The organism is Geodermatophilus amargosae, from assembly GCF_041028265.1.
GTDB classification, from domain to species: Bacteria; Actinomycetota; Actinomycetes; order Mycobacteriales; family Geodermatophilaceae; genus Geodermatophilus; species Geodermatophilus amargosae_A.
Window position 1 is genome coordinate 235,130 of the sequence record NZ_JABGCW010000011.1, and the last position, 19,570, is coordinate 254,699.

General features: G+C 76.9%; 19 protein-coding genes. 3 read left to right on the forward strand and 16 right to left on the reverse strand.

The genetic code is table 11. The annotated features are described in order from the left end of the window. Positions 1–261 precede the first annotated feature (261 nt). Positions 262–525: a fibronectin type III-like domain-contianing protein gene (locus tag HLV61_RS15610; RefSeq protein ID WP_369257052.1), complete on the forward strand. Its 264-nt coding sequence runs from the start codon at positions 262–264 to the stop codon at positions 523–525. 25 nt (positions 526–550) lie between these two features. On the opposite strand, the gene HLV61_RS15615 is transcribed toward HLV61_RS15610, so the two are convergent. From HLV61_RS15615 to ald, 8 genes are all read right to left on the reverse strand, one after another. Beyond that, positions 551–1,417 carry a pseudouridine synthase gene (locus HLV61_RS15615; RefSeq protein ID WP_369256980.1) on the reverse strand — a complete coding sequence of 289 codons (867 nt, stop codon included), beginning with the start codon at positions 1,415–1,417 and terminating at the stop codon, positions 551–553. 52 nt (positions 1,418–1,469) lie between these two features. Beyond that, positions 1,470–1,874 (reverse strand): hypothetical protein, encoded by a 405-nt coding sequence (locus tag HLV61_RS15620; RefSeq protein WP_369256982.1) that lies wholly within the window; start codon positions 1,872–1,874, stop codon positions 1,470–1,472. A gap of 41 nt (positions 1,875–1,915) precedes the next feature. After that, positions 1,916–2,746 carry an SMC-Scp complex subunit ScpB gene (gene scpB / locus HLV61_RS15625; protein ID WP_369256984.1) on the reverse strand — a complete coding sequence of 277 codons (831 nt, stop codon included), beginning with the start codon at positions 2,744–2,746 and terminating at the stop codon, positions 1,916–1,918. After that, the gene (locus HLV61_RS15630) at positions 2,743–3,579 is read right to left on the reverse strand and encodes a segregation and condensation protein A (protein WP_369256986.1); all 837 of its coding nucleotides are present in this window, start codon (positions 3,577–3,579) and stop codon (positions 2,743–2,745) included. Before HLV61_RS15630 ends, scpB begins: the two co-directional genes overlap by 4 nt. Positions 3,580–3,610: 31 nt before the next feature. Next, positions 3,611–4,126, reverse strand: a complete 516-nt coding sequence (locus tag HLV61_RS15635; RefSeq protein ID WP_369256988.1) for a hypothetical protein — start codon at positions 4,124–4,126, stop codon at positions 3,611–3,613. Beyond that, positions 4,123–5,028, reverse strand: coding sequence for a ParA family protein (locus HLV61_RS15640; RefSeq protein WP_369256990.1), 906 nt, complete (start codon positions 5,026–5,028; stop codon positions 4,123–4,125). Before HLV61_RS15640 ends, HLV61_RS15635 begins: the two co-directional genes overlap by 4 nt. A 197-nt stretch (positions 5,029–5,225) precedes the next feature. Then, positions 5,226–6,164, reverse strand: coding sequence for a site-specific tyrosine recombinase XerD (locus HLV61_RS15645; RefSeq protein ID WP_369256992.1), 939 nt, complete (start codon positions 6,162–6,164; stop codon positions 5,226–5,228). A gap of 50 nt (positions 6,165–6,214) precedes the next feature. Continuing rightward, a complete protein-coding gene (ald, locus tag HLV61_RS15650; protein ID WP_369256994.1) occupies positions 6,215–7,339 on the reverse strand; it encodes an alanine dehydrogenase in 1,125 nt (374 codons plus the stop codon). A 165-nt stretch (positions 7,340–7,504) separates the two neighbouring features. Between ald and HLV61_RS15655 the strand changes: the two genes are divergently transcribed. Both HLV61_RS15655 and HLV61_RS15660 read left to right on the forward strand, forming a co-directional pair. After that, a complete protein-coding gene (locus tag HLV61_RS15655; protein ID WP_369256996.1) occupies positions 7,505–8,158 on the forward strand; it encodes a hypothetical protein in 654 nt (217 codons plus the stop codon). Between the two features lie 123 nt (positions 8,159–8,281). Continuing rightward, positions 8,282–8,899, forward strand: a complete 618-nt coding sequence (locus HLV61_RS15660) for a hypothetical protein (protein WP_369256998.1) — start codon at positions 8,282–8,284, stop codon at positions 8,897–8,899. An 88-nt stretch (positions 8,900–8,987) separates the two neighbouring features. Here the strand turns inward: HLV61_RS15660 and HLV61_RS15665 are convergent, their stop codons facing one another. Genes HLV61_RS15665 through steA form a run of 8 tightly spaced genes read right to left on the reverse strand, consistent with a single transcriptional unit; the run spans position 8,988 to position 19,444 of the window. Next, on the reverse strand, positions 8,988–9,587 hold the full coding sequence (locus HLV61_RS15665) for an NUDIX domain-containing protein (RefSeq protein ID WP_369257000.1): 600 nt from the start codon (positions 9,585–9,587) through the stop codon (positions 8,988–8,990). A 1-nt stretch (position 9,588) separates the two neighbouring features. Further along, complete coding sequence (locus HLV61_RS15670; RefSeq protein WP_369257002.1) at positions 9,589–11,358, reverse strand: CTP synthase; 1,770 nt, start codon at positions 11,356–11,358, stop codon at positions 9,589–9,591. Beyond that, positions 11,336–13,732 (reverse strand): hypothetical protein, encoded by a 2,397-nt coding sequence (locus tag HLV61_RS15675; protein ID WP_369257004.1) that lies wholly within the window; start codon positions 13,730–13,732, stop codon positions 11,336–11,338. The genes HLV61_RS15670 and HLV61_RS15675 overlap by 23 nt, the downstream gene beginning before the upstream one ends. Then, positions 13,729–14,850 (reverse strand): glycosyltransferase family 4 protein, encoded by a 1,122-nt coding sequence (locus HLV61_RS15680; RefSeq protein WP_369257006.1) that lies wholly within the window; start codon positions 14,848–14,850, stop codon positions 13,729–13,731. Before HLV61_RS15680 ends, HLV61_RS15675 begins: the two co-directional genes overlap by 4 nt. Continuing rightward, positions 14,843–16,450 carry a murein biosynthesis integral membrane protein MurJ gene (gene murJ, locus HLV61_RS15685; RefSeq protein ID WP_369257008.1) on the reverse strand — a complete coding sequence of 536 codons (1,608 nt, stop codon included), beginning with the start codon at positions 16,448–16,450 and terminating at the stop codon, positions 14,843–14,845. Before murJ ends, HLV61_RS15680 begins: the two co-directional genes overlap by 8 nt. A 32-nt stretch (positions 16,451–16,482) precedes the next feature. Next, positions 16,483–17,325 (reverse strand): hypothetical protein, encoded by an 843-nt coding sequence (locus tag HLV61_RS15690; RefSeq protein WP_369257010.1) that lies wholly within the window; start codon positions 17,323–17,325, stop codon positions 16,483–16,485. A 32-nt stretch (positions 17,326–17,357) separates the two neighbouring features. Then, complete coding sequence (locus tag HLV61_RS15695) at positions 17,358–18,311, reverse strand: copper transporter (RefSeq protein WP_369257012.1); 954 nt, start codon at positions 18,309–18,311, stop codon at positions 17,358–17,360. Beyond that, positions 18,308–19,444: a putative cytokinetic ring protein SteA gene (gene steA, locus HLV61_RS15700; RefSeq protein ID WP_369257014.1), complete on the reverse strand. Its 1,137-nt coding sequence runs from the start codon at positions 19,442–19,444 to the stop codon at positions 18,308–18,310. The genes HLV61_RS15695 and steA overlap by 4 nt, the downstream gene beginning before the upstream one ends. Positions 19,445–19,570: the final 126 nt, after the last annotated feature.

Consider the following 19,570-nt stretch of genomic DNA (forward strand, 5'->3'; position numbering starts at 1 on the left):
GGCTCGCCGGCCACCTACCTGGCGCCGACCCTCGGCCGGGCCGGCGGGATCAGCTCGGCCGACCCGACGCCGGCCTTCCCGTTCGGCCACGGCCTGGGCTACACGACCGTCGAGTACTCCGGCCTCGAGGTCTCCGCCACCTCGTGGCCCACCGGCGGCGAGCTGAGGGTCTCCTGCACGGTGCGCAACACCGGCGGCCGCGACGGCGCCGAGGTGGTGCAGCTCTACCTGTCCGACCCGGTGGCCAGCGTGGTCCAGCCGGTGCGCCGGCTCGTCGGCTTCGCGCGGGTGGAGCTCGCCGCCGGCGCCGCGGCGCGGGTGTCGTTCCGGCTGCACGCCGACCGGGCGTCCTTCACCGGGCGGGACCTGCGGCGCGTGGTGGAGGCCGGCGAGGTGGCGCTGGCCGTCGGCGCCTCGAGCGAGGACCTGCGGCTGCGCGCGACCGTGCACCTCACCGGTCCCGACCGGGTCGTCGGCGTCGAGCGGGTGCTCACCACCCCGGTCACGGTCGAGCCGCTCGGCTGAGCGGCTCGGCCCCTCGGGCGGCGCGCTACAGCCCGACGAGCTCCTCCAGCGCACCGACCTCCTGGCGGGTGAGCCGGCGGATCGCGCCGCTGCGCATCCGCTGCAGCGACACCGGGCCGACCGCGGTGCGGGTCAGCCGCGACACCGGCAGCCCCACCTCGGCCAGCAGCCGCCGGACGATGTGCTTGCGGCCCTCGTGCAGGACGACCTCGACCACCGACTGCCCGGCGTGGGTGTCGACGACGCGGAAGGAGTCCACCTTCACCGGGCCGTCGTCGAGCTCGATGCCGGCGCGCAGCCGGCGGTGCAGGTCCCGCGAGACCGAGCCGGACACCTGCGCGAGGTAGGTCTTCTTCACCCCGTAGGACGGATGGGCGAGGCGGTGCGCCAGCTCGCCGTCGTTGGTGACCAGCAGCAGGCCCTCGGTGTCCTGGTCGAGGCGGCCCACGTGCACCAGCCCGGGCGCGAGGTCGCCGACCATGTCGCCGACGGTGGGGCGGTCGCGGTCGTCGCTCATCGCGGTGAGGACGCCCGAGGGCTTGTTCAGCGCGTAGGTGACCCGGTCGTCGCGCAGCTCGAGCCGGCTGCCGTCGACGGCGATCTTGTCGGTGGCGGGGTCGACGCGCATGCCCTGCACGGTCACGACCGCGCCGTTCACGCTGATCCGGCCGCGGTCGATCATCTCCTCGCAGACGCGGCGGGAGCCGACGCCGGCGCGGGCGAGCACCTTCTGCAGCCGCTCCCCCTGCCGGTCGTCGGACGCGGGAGCCGGCTCGCGGTCGCCGGGGTGGACCGGCGCGAGCTCCATGTCCTCCGACCAGCCCTCCCCGCCGGGGCGGCCGGACGACTCGTCGGGGTCGGGGAGTCCGTCGGGATGCGGTGCGGTGTCCATCCGCTCCAGTCTCCCACCCCGGCGGCGGGCACCGGCCGGCGCGGGACGGCGGTCAGCAGGTGGCCTTGCCGTACTCGTCCACGGCCTCGCCCGAGGAGACCAGGTCGTCCTGCAGTTCCTGCAGCCGCGGAGCGAGGTCGGCGTTCGCCGAGGGGTCGGTCAGGTCGGCCTGGCCGAGGAGGTCGGCCAGCCCGCGCCAGGAGGTCACCAGGTCGCCCCACTGGTCGGCCACGCCCTCGGGCGGGTCCACGGCCTCGAGCCGGCCGACCGCGTCGTCGAGCACCTGCGGCGCCGACTGCGGGTCGGAGTAGACGGCGTCGACCTCGCCGGTGATGTCCCGCAGCAGGTCGGGCACCTGCTCGCAGAAGGCCTCCTGGCGCCGGTCGTCCTCCGACGAGCAGCCGGCCAGCAGCAGCGCGGAGACGACGAGCGGGGCGGCGAGCGTGCGGGGGGTCATGCTCCGCAACGTATCCGCGCGGCGGTGGCGGACACCCGCGCTCACCCGTCCGAGGGGCCGGCGGCCTCCTCGCGGGCGAGCGCGACCGGGTCGGGCAGCAGCGGCGCCAGCGGCGGCAGCTCGTCGAGACCGGTGAGCCCGAGCCGCTCGAGGAACAGCGGCGTCGTCCCGTAGAGGCCGCCGCCGCTGTCGGGGTCGGTGCCGACCTCGACGACCAGCCCGCGGGTCAGCAGCGTGCGCATGACGCCGTCGACGCCGACCCCGCGGATCGCCGACACCCGCGCGCGGGTCACCGGCTGCCGGTAGGCGATGACGGCGAGGGTCTCCAGCGCCGCCTGGGTGAGCCGGCTGCGCTGGCCCTCGGCGAGGTGCCGCTCGACGACGGGCGCGAACTCCTCGCGGGTGTAGAACCGCCAGCCCTCCCCCACCCGGCGCAGCGTGATGCCCGACCGGCGGGCGTCGTGGTCGGCGGCCAGGTCGGTCAGCGCGGCCCGCACCCGGGCGACCGGACAGCGCAGGGCGGCGGCCAGCGTGACCTCGTCGACCGGGCCGTCGGCGACGAACAGCAGCGCCTCCAGCCCGCCGCGCAGCCCGGCCGGATCGAGCTCGACCGCCGGCTCGGGCTCCGGCTGCGGCTCCGGCTCCGGCAGCTCGAGCCCGGGCAGCGGCAGCGGCCGGCCGGGGACCGGGGGGACGTCGCCGGCGTCCGGCACCGGGCGCTCGGCGACCCGGGCGGCCAGCTCGGCGGCGACGGCGTCCCACACCGCGGGGTCGGCGGCGTCCGGGCGGCCGGCCTCCTCCTCCCGGGTGGCCTCGAGTTCGGCGGCCAGCGCCTCCCACGAGATCGGCGCGCGCTCCTCGGGCCCCGTCACGGCAGGTCCCGGGTGGCGCCGTCGTCGGCCGCACCGTCGTCGGCGGGCTCCGCGGTGGCGGGGCCGGTCCAGCGGACGGACAGCTCCCCGAGCGGGGTGGGCTGGGTGAAGGTGACCCGCTGCTGGCGGTAGAGCTCGAGCAGCGCGAGGAAGCGCGCGACGACCTCCATCGTCGTCGTGCAGTCACCGGTCAGGGACCGGAAGGTCAGCGTCCCGGCGCCGGCTAGGGCGGTGCGGACGGCGAGCAGCTGCTCGGCGACGCTCACCGGCGGTGCGTGCAGGTGCGCGACGCCGACGGTCGGCGGCTCCCTCGGCGTGAGCGCCTTCGCGGCCAGCGCGGCGAACTGCTCGGGGGTGATGCCGAGGAGCACCTCGGGCAGCAGCTCGGCGAAGCGCGGCTCGAGCGGCGCCTCGCGGGCCCAGCGCCCGGCGGCGACCGTCTCGCGCTCGCGCAGGAAGGCGGCGGCCTGCTTGTAGGCGCGGTACTGCAGGAGCCGGGCGAAGAGCAGGTCGCGGGCCTCGAGCAGCTCGAGGTCGTCCTCGTCGTCGATCTCGGCGGCCGGCAGCAGCCGGGCGGCCTTGAGGTCGAGCAGCGTCGAGGCGACGACGAGGAACTCGCTGGCCTGGTCGAGGTCGAGCTCGTCGCCGAGCGCCCGCAGGTGGGCGATGAACTCGTCGGTGACGACCGACAGGGCGATCTCGGTGACGTCGAGCTGGTGCCGGCTGATCAGCTGCAGCAGCAGGTCGAACGGGCCCTCGAAGTTGGTGAGCCGGACGGTGAAGCGCGCCGGGTCAGCCCCGCGCTCCGCCACCGCCTGCGTGCTCGCACTCACGGAACGCAAGGGTAGGCGGTGCCACCGACAGTCAGCCGCGGAGCCGCCGGACCAGGACCGAGTCCTCGCCCTGCTCGGCCAGGTCGGCCAGCAGCACCGAGATCGCCTCCCGGACGATGCGGCCGCGGTCGGCGGCCACGCCGTGCTGGGCGCGCAGCGACAGCCGGGCGCTCTCCAGCGCCAGCAGGTCCTCGGCGGAGATGTAGACGGTGATCTTCTCGTCGTGCCGGGTGCGGCTGTCGCCGGCCGCGCGGGCGGCCTTGCCGCGGGTCCGGGCGCCGGGCGCGGCGGGCACCGGAGCCGGAGCCGGGGCCGGGCCGCGGTAGGCGGCCAGCGGGTCGGCCGGGGCGCCGCCGGGCACGAGGGTGAGCGGTGCGGGCGCGTCGCCGGCCGGGGCCGGTGCGGCCTCGGCCGAGCGGCGGCCGCCGCGCAGCGCCGGGGAGCTCACCGCCGAGGCCAGGCTCGGCAGCTCGGTCACCTCCGCCTGCGGGGTGTCGGTGCGCCGGAACAGCTCGGCGGCACCCGGGAGCACGGGACGCCGGGTCACAGGGCGATGACCTCCTTGGCCAGGTCGCGGTAGGCGGCCGCACCCGAGGAGGTCGGCGCCCAGGTGGTGATGGGCTGGCCGGCGACGGTGGTCTCCGGGAAGCGCACGGTGCGCTGGATGACCGTCTGGAACACGGTGTCGCCGAAGGCCTCGACCACGCGGCTGAACACCTCCCGGCAGTGCACGGTCCGGGTGTCGTACATCGTCGCGAGGATCCCGGAGATCTCCAGCTCGGGGTTGAGCCGCTCCTTGACCTTGTCGATGGTGTCGACCAGCAGCGCCACCCCGCGCAGCGAGAAGAACTCGCACTCCAGCGGGATGACCACGCCGTGCGCCGCGGTCAGGGCGTTGACCGTGAGCAGGCCGAGCGAGGGCTGGCAGTCGATCAGGACGTAGTCGTACTCGTCGCGCACGGAGTCCAGCGCGCGCAGCAGGGTCTGCTCGCGGGCGACCTCGCTGACCAGCTGCACCTCGGCGGCCGACAGGTCGATGTTGCTCGGCACCAGGTCCAGGCCCGGGACGTCGGTGGCCACGCGGACGTCGGCCAGCGTGGTGTGGCGCTCCATCAGGGCGTTGTAGACGGTGCGCTCCAGCTGCTGGGCGGGCACGCCCAGGCCGACCGACAGCGCGCCCTGCGGGTCGAGGTCGACCAGCAGCACGCGGCGGCCGTACTCGACCAGCGCGGCACCCAGGTTGATCGTCGACGTCGTCTTGCCGACGCCGCCCTTCTGGTTGCACATCGCGATGACGCGCGCCGGGCCGTGCTCGGTCAGCGGCGGCGGCTCCGGCAGCTTGCGCTGCCGCGCGCGAGCCGGGTCCGGCCGCGAGGCGGCCGCCCCCATCTCCCCGCCGCTGGCCGGGAGTGCGAGAGCCTGACCGGCTCCGTCCCCTCGGATCGCCATGAGTCGCCACTCCTCCGTGCTCCCCGGCGGTGCCGGCCGCGGTCGGCCGGCCCGGTCCGCTCGGGTCCTCCCGAACGTAGGGAGATGACCGGCGGCGATCCACCGGACACGCCGGTGCTGGCGGATGTTGCCGTGGACGCGGCTCTAACGGGCGGAGCCCATGGGCAGGATCTGCCGAACGGAACGCCGCCGGCTCGTCAGGACAGTGCCCGCGGATGGCTGCTGGCGTACACCTCGCGCAGCTTGTCGACCGTCACCAGCGTGTAGACCTGCGTGGTCGTCACCGACGCGTGGCCGAGCAGCTCCTGCACCACGCGGACGTCCGCGCCGCCGTCGAGCAGGTGGGTGGCGAAGGAGTGCCGCAGCGTGTGCGGGGAGACGTGGTCGACCGACAGGCCGGCGGCCCCGCCCGCGCGCTCGGCCGCCGTCTGCAGGATCGCCCAGGCGCTCTGCCGCGACAGCGGGCCGCCGCGGGCGTTGAGGAACAGCCCCCCGCCGCGGCCGCCGCCCCTCCCCGCCCGCGTCCCCGCCGCGGCCAGCGCCGGACGGGCGCGCACCAGGTAGTCCTCGACGGCGCGCAGGGCGTAGCTGCCCACCGGGACGATCCGCTCCTTGCCGCCCTTGCCGGCCAGCCGCACCACGGCCTGCCCGCGGTCGAGGTCGTCGACGGCGAGGCCGACGGCCTCGGAGATCCGCGCGCCGGTGCCGTACAGCACCTCGAGCAGCGCCCGGTCGCGCAGCCCGCGGGGACCCCCGAGCGAGCCCGCGGCCTCGATCAGCGCGACGACGGCCTCCACCGGGATCGCCTTGGGCAGCCGCCGGGCCGGCGCGGGCGGGCGGACCTCGGCGGCGACGTCGCCGGGGACCAGGCCGTCGAGCAGCGCGAACCGGTGCAGCCCGCGGACGGCGACCACGGCGCGCGCCGCCGACGTCGCCGACAGCGGCGGGTGCTCGTCGTCGCCCTGCCGGAGCGCGGCGAGGAACCCGGAGACGTCGCTCTCGGCGACCTCGCCCAGCCCGCGGACGCCGGCGTCGGCGAGGAAGCGGGTGTAGCGGCGCAGGTCGCGCCGGTAGGAGGTGATGGTGTTGGCGGCCAGGCCGCGCTCGACGGCGAGGTGGTCGAGGTAGCCGCCCACCACCCGCTCGACGTCGGGACCGGCGGTGGTGCCCGCGGGCAGGATCGCGGTCAGGGCAGGTCTCCCTCCACCTTCTCCAGGCCGACGGCGGCCATGCCGTGCGCCTCGGCCACCTCCGGCAGCACCACCTGACCGGCGACGACGTTGACGCCGTGCGCCAGCGCCGGGTCGGCGGCGACCGCGGCCCGCGTCCCCTTCTCGGCCAGGGCCATGACGTAGGGCAGCGTCACGTTGGTCAGCGCGTGCGTGGAGGTGTTCGGGACCGCACCGGGCATGTTCGCCACGCAGTAGAACACCGACTCGTGCACGCGGAAGGTCGGCTCGTCGTGTGTCGTGGGCCGGCTGTCCTCGAAGCACCCGCCCTGGTCGACGGCGATGTCCACGAGGACCGAGCCCGGCTTCATCCGCGACACCAGCTCGTTGCTGACCAGCGTGGGCGCCTTGGCGCCGGGCACCAGCACCGCGCCGATCACCAGGTCGGCGTCGAGGACGGCCCGCTCGAGCTCGTAGGCGTTGGAGGCCACCGTCTGCAGGTGCCCGCGGTAGACGTTGTCGGCGGCGCGCAGCTTGTCGACGTCGCGGTCGAGGACGACGACCTCGGCCTGCATCCCCAGCGCGATGGTGGCGGCGTTCATGCCCGAGACCCCGGCCCCGATGACGACGACCTTGGCCGCGTAGACGCCCGGTGCCCCGCCGAGGAGCACGCCGCGGCCGCCGTGCGCGCGCTCGAGGCTGTGCGCCCCGACCTGGGGCGCCATCCGCCCGGCGACCTCGCTCATCGGCGCCAGCAGCGGCAGCGCGCCGTTCGCCGTCTGCACGGTCTCGTAGGCGATCGCGGTGGTGCCGGAGGCGACCAGCGCCTCGGTGCAGGCCCGCGAGGCGGCCAGGTGCAGGTAGGTGAACAGCGTCTGCCCGGCGCGCAGCCGGCCGTACTCCTCCTCGACCGGCTCCTTGACCTTGAGCAGCAGGTCGGCGTCGGCCCAGACGTCGTCGGCGCCCGCCACGATCCGCGCGCCGGCGGCGGTGTAGTCGGCGTCGGGGATGGAGCTGCCCTCCCCCGCGCCCCGCTCGACGAGCACCGTGTGCCCCGCCCGGGTCAGCTCGGTGACCCCGGCCGGGGTCAGCGCCACCCGGTACTCCCTGTTCTTGACCTCGCGCGGCACACCGACCTGCATGACCACTCCTCATCCCGGCCGGGCCGAGGTCGTCGGCCCGCACCTGTCCCGTCGCTCCCGGGTGAGGGAGCCCACACCCGGCGACCCTAACGACCGCCCGGGCTGCCGCGACCGGCCGCAGCGCCGACGATGGCCGGGTCGTCCCCCAGGAGGAGGAACCCCGCGATGCGCCTGTACGCCTCCCGGCCCGATCACCGTCTGGGTCAGGTGCTCGCCGACGTCGGCCTGCTGGCGTGGGCGGTGCTGTGGGTGGTCGTGGCGCGAGTGGTGCACGGCGCGGTGCTCGTGCTGGCCGAGCCGGGGCAGGCGGTGGAGGACCTGGGCTCGTCGGTGGCCGACAGCATGGGCTCGGCGGCGTCGGCGGCGCAGGACGTGCCGGTGGTCGGCGACGAGCTGTCCGCGCCGTTCGACGCGCTGGGGACCGCCGCTGGGTCGGTGAGCGGAGCCGGGCAGTCCGCGCAGGACGCCGTCGGCACGCTGGCCACGGTGCTCGCCGTCGTCCTGGTGGTGCTGCCGGTGGGCTGGCTGCTCGCGCGGTGGCTGCCCTGGCGGGTGGGGTGGGTGCGCGAGGCGGGCGCGGTGTCCCGGCTCGCCGGGCGCGCGGAGCCCGACCTGGAGCTGCTGGCCGCGCGCGCCGTCGCCACCGCCCCGCTCCCCCGGCTCGCCGCGCTGCCGGCCGGGACCGGCGCGGCGTGGCGGGCCGGCGACCCGGCCGCGGTGCGGGCGCTGGCCGCGCTGGAGGCCGGCCGGCTGGGGCTGCGGCTGCCCGCGCCCGACGCCGCGGGGTCCGGGGCGAGCACGCCGCCGCGCTCGGGTTGAGTACGCGCCCTCCGGTGCCGATGTCCCCGGGTGATCCGGGAGGTGGGCGTGGGACGGACGGGACGCACGCGGCCGCGGCGGCGGGGCCGACGCGGTCCCTCGGCCGGCGGGGTCGCCACGCGCGTGGCCGCCGTGGCGGCGGTCGGCCTGGTGGCGCTGTCGGCACCGGCCACGGACCTCGCCGCGCAGGTGACCGCCTCCTGGGCGCCGTTCCGCAACGCCGGCACCGCCGACGGCCCCGCGCCGGGCCGGGTGGTCCACGCCCCGCGGCCGGTCACCGCCGTCCCCGACCCGGTCGTCGACACCCCCGTGCTGGCGCTGCCCGTCCCGCGCCGGCTGGAGGTCGAGCTCCCGACGCCGATGGTCCCGTACGGCGTGCCGCTGCAGACCACGCCCCCGCCCGCGCAGTGCGGCGGGTACGGCAGCCTCCGGCAGGTCCCGCCGGGGGTCGTGCCCGGGCCCGGGTCGGCGACGGTGAGCTGGCAGGCCGACGGCCGCGACGCCGTCCAGGGCTATCGGGTGACCGCGGTCAGCCAGCAGCTGGTGTCCGGCGTGCAGCCGGCGCCGCCGCAGGTGACCGTCGGCCAGCGCGAGGGCTGTGGCGAGGTGACCGCGGGCATCGGCGGGCTCACCAGCGGCGTGGCCTACGTGTTCTGGCTGGAGGAGCTCGTCCTCGACGCCGAGCGCCAGGTGACGGAGTACGAGCAGGTCGGCTGGTCCCCCGCCGTCGTCATCGGCTGACCGCAGTCCCCGTCGAGATCACGTGATCTCGTACCCGACACGCCGGGCCGCCGGTCGAGATCACGCGATCTCGACCGATGGAGGGCGACTACGTGGCGTCGACGGGGCGCAGGGTCGTCCCGGCGGCGCGGTGCTGCGCGGCGGCGAGCAGGCCGATGACGGCGGCGGAGTTGCGGATCGCCCCGTCGAACACCCGCTGCACCGCCCTGGCCAGCGGCACCAGCTCCACGGTCATGTCGAGCTCCTCGTGCTCCACCGTGAAGCCCTCGGGCCGGTCGACGTCGGACAGGCCCTCGGCGAGGTAGACCAGCACCAGCTCGTCGCAGAAGCCGGGCGTGCTGAACGTGGTGGTGAGCAGCGACCACCGCTCGGCGGCCATGCGCACCTCCTCGGCCAGCTCCCGCTTGGCGGTCTCCAGCGGCGGCTCGCCGTCGGCGTCGCGCAGGCCCGCGGGCAGCTCCCACAGGTAGCCACCGACGGGGTGCCGGTACTGCCGCAGCAGCACGACCTCGCCGTCGTCGGTCAGCGCCACGACCGCGACGGCGCCCGGGTGGCGGACCACCTCGCGCACGCTGTCGCCGCCGCCGGGCATCGCCACGGTGTCCTTGACCAGCGTGATGACCCGGCCGTCGTAGACCGTCTCGGTGCCGAGGACCCGGTAGTCGCCCTCGGCGGCCGGCTCGGTCACTTCAGATCCCCACCTTCTCGACCTCGTCCATCGGGACCGGCAGCCGCGCGGACTCGGCGCGGTCGATGGCGGCGCAGACGAACGCGGCGAACAGCGGGTGCGGGCGGGTGGGCCGGCTCTTGAGCTCCGGGTGGGCCTGGGTGCCGACGAAGAACGGGTGCACCTCGCGCGGCAGCTCGGCGAACTCGACCAGCAGGCCGTCGGGCGAGGTGCCGCTGAACACGAGGCCGGCCTCGGTGAGCCGGTCCCGGTAGGCGTTGGCCACCTCGTAGCGGTGCCGGTGCCGCTCGGTGACCTCGGTCGAGCCGTACGCCGCGGCGGCCTGCGACCCCTTCTGCAGGTGCGCCGGGTAGCTGCCCAGCCGCATGGTGCCGCCGAGGCCGCGCTCGCCGGCGAGGACGTCGACCTGGCTGGCCATGGTGGCGATCACCGCGTCGGGGGTGTCGGGGTCGAACTCGGCGGAGTTGGCCTGCTCGATCCCGGCGACGTCGCGGGCGTACTCGATGACCATGCACTGCAGGCCCAGGCACAGCCCGAGGGTCGGGATGCCGTTGGTGCGGCTGTGGCGGATCGCGCCGAGCTTGCCCTCGATGCCGCGCACGCCGAACCCGCCGGGGATGCACACGCCGTCGACGTCGCCGAGCGCCGCGGCCGCCCCCTCGGGGGTCTGGCAGTCGTCGGAGGGCACCCAGCGGATCTGCACGCGGCTGCGGTGGGCGAAGCCGCCGGCCCGCAGCGCCTCGGTGACCGACAGGTAGGCGTCGGGCAGGTCGACGTACTTGCCGACCAGCGCGATCGTCACCGTCTGCTTGGGCCGGTGCACCCGCTCGAGCAGGTCGCCCCACACCGTCCAGTCGACGTCGCGGAAGGGCAGGCCCAGCCGGCGGACGACGTAGGCGTCGAGGCCCTCGCGGTGCAGCACCTTGGGGATGTCGTAGATCGACGGCGCGTCGGGGCAGGAGATGACGCCCTCGGCGTCGACGTCGCACATCAGGCTGATCTTGCGCTTGAGGCCGGTGGCGATCTCGCGGTCGGCGCGGCACACCAGCGCGTCGGGCTGGATGCCGATGTTGCGCAGCGCGGCCACCGAGTGCTGCGTCGGCTTGGTCTTCAGCTCCCCCGAGGGCGCGATGTAGGGCACCAGCGAGATGTGCAGGAAGAAGCAGTTGTCGCGGCCGATCTCGTGGCGCACCTGCCGGGCGGCCTCGAGGAAGGGCAGCGACTCGATGTCGCCGACGGTGCCGCCGATCTCGGTGATGACGACGTCCACGCCGTCGGCCAGGCCGTCGTCCATGCCGTCGTCGTCGCTGGCACCCGTCTCGGCCGCGGCCATGATCCGCGACTTGATCTCGTTGGTGATGTGCGGGATGACCTGCACGGTGTCACCCAGGTACTCCCCGCGCCGCTCCTTGGCGATGACGTCGGAGTACACCTGCCCGGTGGTGACGTTCGAGCGGGCGCCGAGGTCGGTGTCGAGGAAGCGCTCGTAGTGACCGACGTCGAGGTCGGTCTCGGCGCCGTCCTCGGTCACGAACACCTCGCCGTGCTGGAACGGGTTCATCGTCCCCGGGTCGACGTTCAGGTAGGGGTCCAGCTTCTGCATCGTGACCCGCAGCCCGCGGGCGGACAGCAGCGCGCCGAGCGAGCTCGCCGTCAGGCCCTTGCCGAGGGAGGACACGACCCCGCCGGTGACGAAGACGAACTTCGTCGGCTGGGAGTTGTGGAGGAGGCGACGCGATGCGGACTGGTCAGGTGTTCCAGGTCGACCCACGGGAACCGACCGTAACACGGTCGTCCCCCTCCTCCGGCACTCCGTCGGGGACCTGCGTGCGCCCGCGACGGGCGGTGGCCGCCAGGTCCACCAGGAGCGGCACCAGCAGCGCCGCGGCGGTCGCCGGGAGAGCCACCCCGGAGTCGTTGACCGCGGCGCCCAGGGCCAGACTCAGGGCCGCGGCGAGCAGGCCGGCGCGCAGCACCGCGGCGTCGGCCGGGCGCAGTCCCGAGCCGCCGTCGCGCAGCAGGCCGGGTCCGCGCGGACGGTGCCGCCGTACCAGCCAGATCGCGGCGACCAGCGCGACGGGCAGCATCCAGGCCAGCGCCGAGCCGAACAGGATGCCGAGGTTGGCCGAGGCCTTGCGGCTGACGACCGTCCACGCCTCGCCGGTGAGCAGCTGCTCGACGAACCGGCCGAGGTGGCTGCGCTCGGCGGCCGGCCGCAGCCAGTCGAGGAACGCCAGCGTCCCGACGGCGAGCACCCCGGCGGCCAGCACCGCGGCCAGCCGCACGACCGTCACGCGCACGCCGGTGAGCAGCATCGCCAGCAGCAGGAAGCCGGGCAGCACGGCGAGGACGCCGCCGAAGTCGCGGCCCAGGCCCGGCGCGCCGACGACGGCCACGGTGACCAGCCCGACGACCAGCACGACGGCGCCGGTGACCCGGCGCGCGCGCCGCCCGCCGTCGTCCCGGCCGCTGCCCGCCCGCCGGCCGGCGAGGGCGGCGACCACGGCGGTGCCGACCAGTGCGGCCGAGCAGAGCAGCCCGGAGCTGAGGTTGCCGTAGCCGGTGAACCGCCCGGCGACGATCGCGTCGTAGCCCAGCAGGGCGTTCAGCTCGAGCGGGGAGCCGGTGAGCACGTCGCCGACGAGAGTGGCCACGGTGACGGCCAGGACGGCCAGCGGCGGCCCGAGGCGACGACGCCGCCCCGCCCGTCGTGACCACGGTCCCAGGACCGCCAGTGCCACCACCGCGGCGTCGGCCAGCAGCAGGGACCCGGCCAGCGCCCACCGCGGGGACCCGGCGCGCTCCCAGGGCACCAGCCCGGCGAGATGGGTGGCCACCGGCAGCGCTGCGGCCGCCAGCGCCGCGAGCCGCAGCACCGGCCGCCAGCGGGCCCGCGAGGGCCGCACGCGGGCGCCGCGGGTCAGGCCGAGCACGAGCATCCCCAGGACGACGACGGCGGCCTGCACCACGACCAGGCCGACGAAGAACGTGCCGGTGCTGCGGTGGTGGGTGACCGCCGCGGTGTTCGCCCGGTCGAGTTCCGCGACCGCCTCGGCGGTGCCCGGGCGCCCCTCGGCGACGGTGAGCGGCTGACCGTTGACCGAGGCCGGCTGCTCCAGGCCCAGGGCGCGCAGCGCGGTCGGGGCGACGTCGATGAGCTGGGTGAACGGCGCCCGGCCGGTGCTGGCCGAGGACAGCCAGCCGGCGTCGGTGAACCCGGGGCCCGACGCCATGCCCACGTGCAGCTGCGGGCGCCCGTCGTTGACCTCGGAGATCCCCTGCAGCAGCAGCAGCGTCTCCCCCGGCAGCGCGGCGACGGCGGCGCGCAGCTGCGCGACCTGCGTGTCGATGGCGGTCAGCGCCGCCTCGCGGCTGCCCGGGTCGGTGCCGGTCTCGCTGCCCTCCGGCGCCGGGACGCCGGCGTCGACCAGCCCGTCGAGGGAGACGAGGGTGAGCGGGCAGGGCTCCAGCAGCGCGGCGAGCGCGGCGTCGTCGACCGGGAGCCCGTCCTCGCGGGTGAGCCCGACACCGGGTGCGGCGACGGCCAGCGCGGCCGCCCGGCCGACCACCGTCGCGCAGCCCACGGCGGCCCCCAGCGCCCCGGGCTCGGCGCCGAAGCGGGCGCTGGCGCCGTCCTCGGCCACGGCGCGCACCGCGCTGAGCGGATCGGCCAGGCCGACCTGCGCCAGCCGCTCCTGCAGGCCGCAGTGCGACAGCTCCGGGCTGGCCGGCGGCCCGGCCGGCGTCGGCGCCTCCGCGGGGGCCGCCCCCGGCTCGCCCCCGCTGCCCGGGGTCTCCCCGGGCAGCGGCACGGTGGGCAGCGGGACCATCGGCAGCAGCTCGTCGGGCGCCGGGAAGCGGGCCCGGTTGCCCGCGCCGAGGGTGGCCCACCCGTCGAGCAGGCAGGTGGTGGAGCGGGCCGCGCGCACCGACACCGAGCCGATCGGCGAGGTGTCGGCCAGCTGCCACAGCGCCGGGGTGCGGTCGGGGTCGACGTCGTCCCAGACCAGGCCGGGGACGCCGACGACGAGCACCCGGTCGGCGCGCCAGCCGTCCTCCGCCGCCTCCTCCGCCGCGGCGGCCGCGGGCGTCCCGGCGACCAGCAGCCACAGGAGGGCGAGGAGCAGGACGGCGGCGCGCCTCACCGCGGTGGCCCCAGCAGCTCGCGGTAGACGGCGACCAGCGTGCGGGCGGTGGCGGCCTCGTCGGGCCAGCCCGCGGCCTGCTCCCGGCCGGCCCGCGTCAGCGCCGCGGCCCGGTCGGGGTCGGCGAGCAGGTCCCGGACCGCGCCGGCCAGCGCGGCGGCGTCGCCCGGGGGCACCAGCAGCGCAGCGTCGCCGAGCAGCTCGGGGAGCCCGCCGGTGCGGGTGGCCACCAGGGGTGTGCCGGCCCGCAGCGCCTCCTGGGCGGTGAGCGAGCGGGCCTCCCAGCGCGAGGGCAGCACGACGAGGTCGGCGGCGGCGAGCAGGTCGGCGACGTCGTCGCGGCGGCCGAGCAGCGCCACCGGCAGCCGCTGCGACCGGATGCGGGCGGACAGCTCGCCCTCGAGCGGGCCGTCCCCGGCGATGACGACCAGCGGCGGGTCCGGCCGCGCCGCCCAGGTGGCGGCGGCGTCGAGCAGGACGTCGTAGCCCTTCTGCGGGTGCAGCCGGCCGACGGCGAGCACCAGCGGCCGCCCGTCGGCGAGCCCCAGGCCGGCGCGGACCTCCTCGCGGGACCGTCGCGCCGGCGGCAGGGACGGCGCCGACACCGGGGCGACCCGGACGTCCCGGGCACCCAGCCGGCGGGCGTTGGCGGCGAGGTCGCCCGAGGCGGCCAGCACCACGTCGGCGGCGCGGACGGTGGCCCGCTCGGCGGAGGCCAGCACCCGGCGCAGCGGGCCGGAGCGGTCGGGCAGCGCGTTGTGCAGCGTGACCACCAGCGGGCGGCGGGCGCCGCTGCGCACGGCGGCGGCCGCGACCAGCCCGGCCCGCAGGCCGTGGGCGTGCACGAGGTCGGCGCCGGCGGCGGCGCGACGCAGCGCGAGCACCGCGCGGGTGTCGGCGACCGGGTCGAGACCGGCGGAGATCCCCACCGGCCAGAACGAGGCGGCGGCCCCGAAGCCGAACAGCGCGTCGGTGGCCGCGGGCCCGCAGACGGTGACCTCCGCCCCCGCCGCGGCGAGGGCGGGCAGCACCGAGCGCAGGTGGGTGCCGACGCCGCCGGTGCTGGTGGCCAGCACCTCGGCGACCCGGCGGCCGTCGAGCGGTCGCGAGTCAGCCACCGTGCACCTCCGTCCCCCCGGGCGTCCGCAACGCGCGCACCGCCGCGAGCAGGGGCCGGCGCGCCGTCCCCATCATGACCGCCGCCGCCACCACGGTCACCGCCGCCGCCACCAGCAGCCCGGCGCCCACCGCGCCGGTCAGCGAGCTGCCGGGCACCGGGTCGGCGCCCAGCGCCCGCGCCAGCGCGAGGCCGGCGGCCGCCCCCGCGCCGCCGGCGAGCAGCGCGGGCAGCCCGCAGCGGGCCACGCCGGTGAGCCCGCCGGGCCCTGCCGTCCGCGCGGTGACGGCGAGCAGCCCCAGCCCGGCTGCGGTCACGCCGACGCTGTGCCCGGCGGCCAGCGCCAGCGCCCGGTCGGCGTCCGGCAGGGCCGCGGCCAGGGCCACGTCGGCGGCCACGGCGAGCAGCCAGCCGCCGAGGACGCAGGCGGTGGGCGCCCGCCACAGCCCGCGCGCGTAGAGGGCGCGGGTGAGCACCGCGACCAGGCCGTAGCCGACCAGGCCGGGGGCGAAGGCCACGACGGTGTCGCGCACCGCGGCCACGCGGTCGGCCTCCCCGCCGACGAGGAAGACCCGCGCCATCGGCCCGGAGACGGCGGCCAGCACCGCCGCGGCGACCGCACTGGCCACCAGCACCAGCGTGGTCACCGGGGCCAGCGCGCGGCGGTAGCCGGGCAGGTCCCCGGCGGCGGCGCGCTCGGCCATCAGCGGATAGGCCGAGGTGGCCAGCGGCACCGCGACCGCGGCCCACGGCACGAGGAAGAGCGTCAGCCCGGCGGTGTAGGCGACCTGGGTGCCGTCGGGCCCGGCGCCGGCCAGCCGGATGGCGACCGCGGCCACCAGCTGCTGCCCGGCGAGGGTGAGCACGCCGGCGACGGCGAGCCGGCGCACCTGCGGCGCGGCGCCCACGGGGAAGCGCAGCGAGGGCCGCAGCCCCAGGCGCAGCCGCCGCACCGGCACGAGGACGGCCAGCGCCAGCGCGACCACGCCGAGCGTCGTCCCGACGCCGAGGACCAGCTCGGCCGGCGTCGTCAGGTCCCCGACCTCCCGGGCGCCGCCCATCCAGGCGAAGCCGGCGTAGGCCCCCGCGACGACGAGGCTGGACAGCAGCGGCGCGATCGCCGGCCCGGCGAAGCGGCGGTGCGCCTGCAGCACGCCGGTCCCCACGACGGCGAGGCCGTAGAGCACGACCTGCGGGGCGAACACGAGCAGGAAGCGGGCGGCCAGGTCGACCTCGGCGGCGGTGCCGCCACCGAGCAGCAGCGCCGCGATCGGGTGCGCCAGGACGGCCACGAGGACGGCCAGCGGCACGAGGGCCAGCAGCGTCCAGCCCAGCAGCGCCGAGGCGGTCCGGCGCACCTGCTCGCGGTCGCCGGCGGCGATGCCCCCCGCCAGCATCGGGACGACGAGGGAGGCCAGCGCCCCGCCGGCGACCACCTCGAAGACGATGTTCGGGACGGTGTTGGCCGCGGTGTAGGTGTCGCCGGTGCTGTCGGCGCCGACGGCGTTGGTGAAGACCAGCGTGCGCCCGAAGCCGGCCAGCCGGGCCAGCACGGTGAGGACGGCGATCAGCGCGGCGGCGCCGGCGACGCCCTGCGCCACGCGCCGCCCCGACACGGTCGGCCCCGCGGAGGTCACGCCCGGCGGCGGCCGAGCCGGTCGAGCTCCCGCAGGCCCGGCGTGGCCTCGATGACCCGGGTGAAGCTGACCCGCTCGCTGGCGAGGGTGAGCGCGGTGACCGCGGCCAGCAGGCCCGCGCGTGCCGGGCGCGAGGGGACGGCGGCCAGCCGCAGGCCGAGCAGCGCGCCGACGGAGTTGGCCCCCGCGTCGCCGAGCATGACCCGCTCGCCGAGGTCGGCGGGCAGCACCGCCAGCGCCGCGCCGAGCGGCCCGGCCACCAGGTCACCGGCCGGCCCGCGCAGGGTGGCCGCGGCGGCGATCGACGCGGCCTTCGCCGCCCGGCCGGGGCGCAGGTCCAGCAGGTTGACCAGGTTCGCCGTCCCGGCGACCAGGCCGGTGGTGAGGACGGCGTCGACGGCCGCCCGGGTCCGGCGGGTGTCGCCGAGGTCCCGGTCCCGGCGCGTCAGCAGCGCGGCGACCGCGGCGGCCGCGCCGATGCCGGCGACCTTCACCGCACCGGCCGACACCCGCCCGGCCCGCAGCGCCGCGAGGTGCCCGGCCAGGCCCTTGTCCCGCGCCTGCTCGGGGCGGGCGCCGGCGAGGTCGTCGTAGCCGCCCACCAGCCCGGACACCACCCCGGCCACCGCGGCCGCACCCCGCGTGCCGGCCGGCGCGCCGAGGACGGCGCCGGCGGTGGCGGCCGCGGCCAGCGCGGGGCCGCCGAGGAGGCTCACCGGGCGGCCGGCGTAGTTGGTGCGCCGCCAGGGCGCCCCGGCCGGGCGGGCGTCCAGCGCGCCCGCCGCGGCCAGGCCGGCACGGGCGGCGGCGGCCCCGGCCAGGACGAGGAGCGGGCGCACGCCTCCCGGGCGCACCCTCCCCGGGCCCACGCTCACGGGGTCGTGGCCGGGACCGGCGGGACCGGCTGGGCGTCCTCCCCGGTGCCGTACGCGCCGGAGGTGCCCTCGCGCTCGCTGCCCAGCGCCAGCACGGTGCTGATCTGGCCCGAGGGGCTGGTCACGTTGTCGACGGTGGAGACGGCGGTGGCGACCTCGGGGTCCGCGCGGACCGCGCCGACGAGGCCGTCCTCCCCGGCCGACCCGGGATCGCCGGCCACCACGACGCCCGAGCCCGCGGCGTCCAGGGCGGTGGCCAGGTCCAGCAGCGTGCCGTTGCGGTCGGCGGCGTCGTCGCCCGACAGTGCACCGGAGGTGAGGACCACGGCGGAGTCGGCCGGCGTCACCGAGGCGGAGTCCTGGGACAGCACGTCGAGGGCCTGGAGCCCGGCCAGGACCGTGGAGAGGGCCGCGGTGTCGGGCGCCGGCGCGCCGTCGGCGGGCGGGACCATGAGGACCTGGGCGAGCAGGGCGGCGACCAGCTGGCCGGTGTCGTCGGTCTCCGGCAGCTCGGTGCCGGCCGGGCGGCCCGGGCCGGTGACGTAGCTCTGCAGGCCGGGCTCGCTGGCCGGGTCGCCGTACTCCGGCGTCAGGGAGATCTGCCCGGTCACCGTGCCGCCGGCCTCGGTCACCAGCGCGGTGACCTCCTCGACGGTGTCGGTGGTGACGTCCTCGGAGGCCAGCACCAGCAGCACGCTGCGGCCGGTCAGGGCGCCCCGCACCAGGGCGGGGGCGACGGCGGACTCGAAGGCCTGGTCGGTGTCGACCTGCGTCTGCAGCGTCTGGGTGGTGTCCTCGAGCTCGCGCTTGTCCTCCTGCAGCGCGGTGACCTGCCCCTCCAGGTTGTCCAGCAGCGGTCCCGACAGCTGGGTCGCGCCGATCACCAGCCCCAGGGCGATCGCGAGGAAGACCGCGATCAGGGAGACCAGGTGGTAGCGGAAGTCGATCACGAGAAGAGGTTCTCCAACCAGAACACGAAGCTGTCCCACTGGTCGACCAGCAGGTCGAGGTAGATCCGCCCGGCGGTGGTGACGGCCACGGCGGCGACGATGGCGACCAGCGCGGCGAACACCAGCACGACGAGCGCCGCGGTCGAGATGCGGCTGCGGTAGAGCCGGCTCACGCCCTTGGCGTCCACCAGCTTGCCGCCCAGCCGCAGGCGGGTGAGGAAGGTCGAGGCCATGCCGCCGCGGCCCTTGTCGAGGAACTCCACGAGCGTGGCGTGCGTGCCGACGGCGACGATGAGCTTGGCGCCCTTCTCGTCGGCCAGCAGCATCGCGATGTCCTCGCTGGTGGCCGCCGCCGGGAAGGTGATCGCGTCCACCCCGAGGTCCTGCACCCGCTGCAGGCCGGGCGCGCGGCCGTCGACGTAGGCGTGCACGACGACCTCGGCGCCGCTGCGCAGGACGTGGTCGCTGACCGAGTCCATGTCGCCGATGATCATGTCCGGCTGGTAGCCGGCCTCGATGAGCGCGTCCGCGCCGCCGTCGACGCCGATGAGCACCGGCCGGTAGTCGCGGATGTAGGACCGCAGCGCCTGCAGGTCCTCCTTGTAGTCGTACCCGCGGACGACGACGAGCACGTGCCGGCCCTCGATCGCCGTCCTCACGTCCGGGACGCCGACGCCGTCGAGCAGCAGCGCGCGCTCGCGCTTCATGTACTCCATCGTGTTGGTGGCGAAGGCCTCCAACTGCGTGGACAGCCCGGCCCTGGCCTCGGCCATCGCGGCGGCGACGGTGTCGGGGGTCTGCTCGGTGCCCTGCGCGACGGCGGAACCGTCGGGGCCGAAGAGCGTGTCGCCCTCGACGCGGACCTGCGCGCCCTCCTTGAGCGCGCCGAGCACGTCCTTGCCCACGCCGTCGACCAGCGGGATGCCGGCGGCGGTGAGGATCTCCGGGCCGAGGTTGGGATAGCGGCCGGAGATGCTCGGCGCCGCGTTGACCACCGCGCCGACCTTGGCGGCGACCAGCGAGTCCGCGCTCACGCGGTCGATGTCGACGTGGTCGATGACGGCGATGTCGCCGGGCCGCAGGCGCTTGGTGAGGTTCTTCGTGCGACGGTCCAGCCGGACGGTGCCGCTCACCCCGGGTGCCGCCTCCTGGGCCCGGCTCCGTCGCAGGGTGCCGATGCGCATTCGTGCATGGTCCCACGCAGGCTCTGCGGGGCTCTCCTCCGACGCGCTCCGGCAACGATCCGGTCACGCAGGGTG

Coding starts and splice junctions, on each gene's coding strand:
- HLV61_RS15640 (WP_369256990.1), bottom strand. CDS start 5,028: ATGGCGATCCGAGGGGACGGAGCCGGTCAGGCTCTCGCACTCCCGGCC.
- ald (WP_369256994.1), bottom strand. CDS start 7,339: ATGCAGGTCGGTGTGCCGCGCGAGGTCAAGAACAGGGAGTACCGGGTG.
- HLV61_RS15620 (WP_369256982.1), bottom strand. CDS start 1,874: ATGACCCCCCGCACGCTCGCCGCCCCGCTCGTCGTCTCCGCGCTGCTG.
- HLV61_RS15655 (WP_369256996.1), top strand. CDS start 7,505: ATGCGCCTGTACGCCTCCCGGCCCGATCACCGTCTGGGTCAGGTGCTC.
- HLV61_RS15615 (WP_369256980.1), bottom strand. CDS start 1,417: ATGGACACCGCACCGCATCCCGACGGACTCCCCGACCCCGACGAGTCG.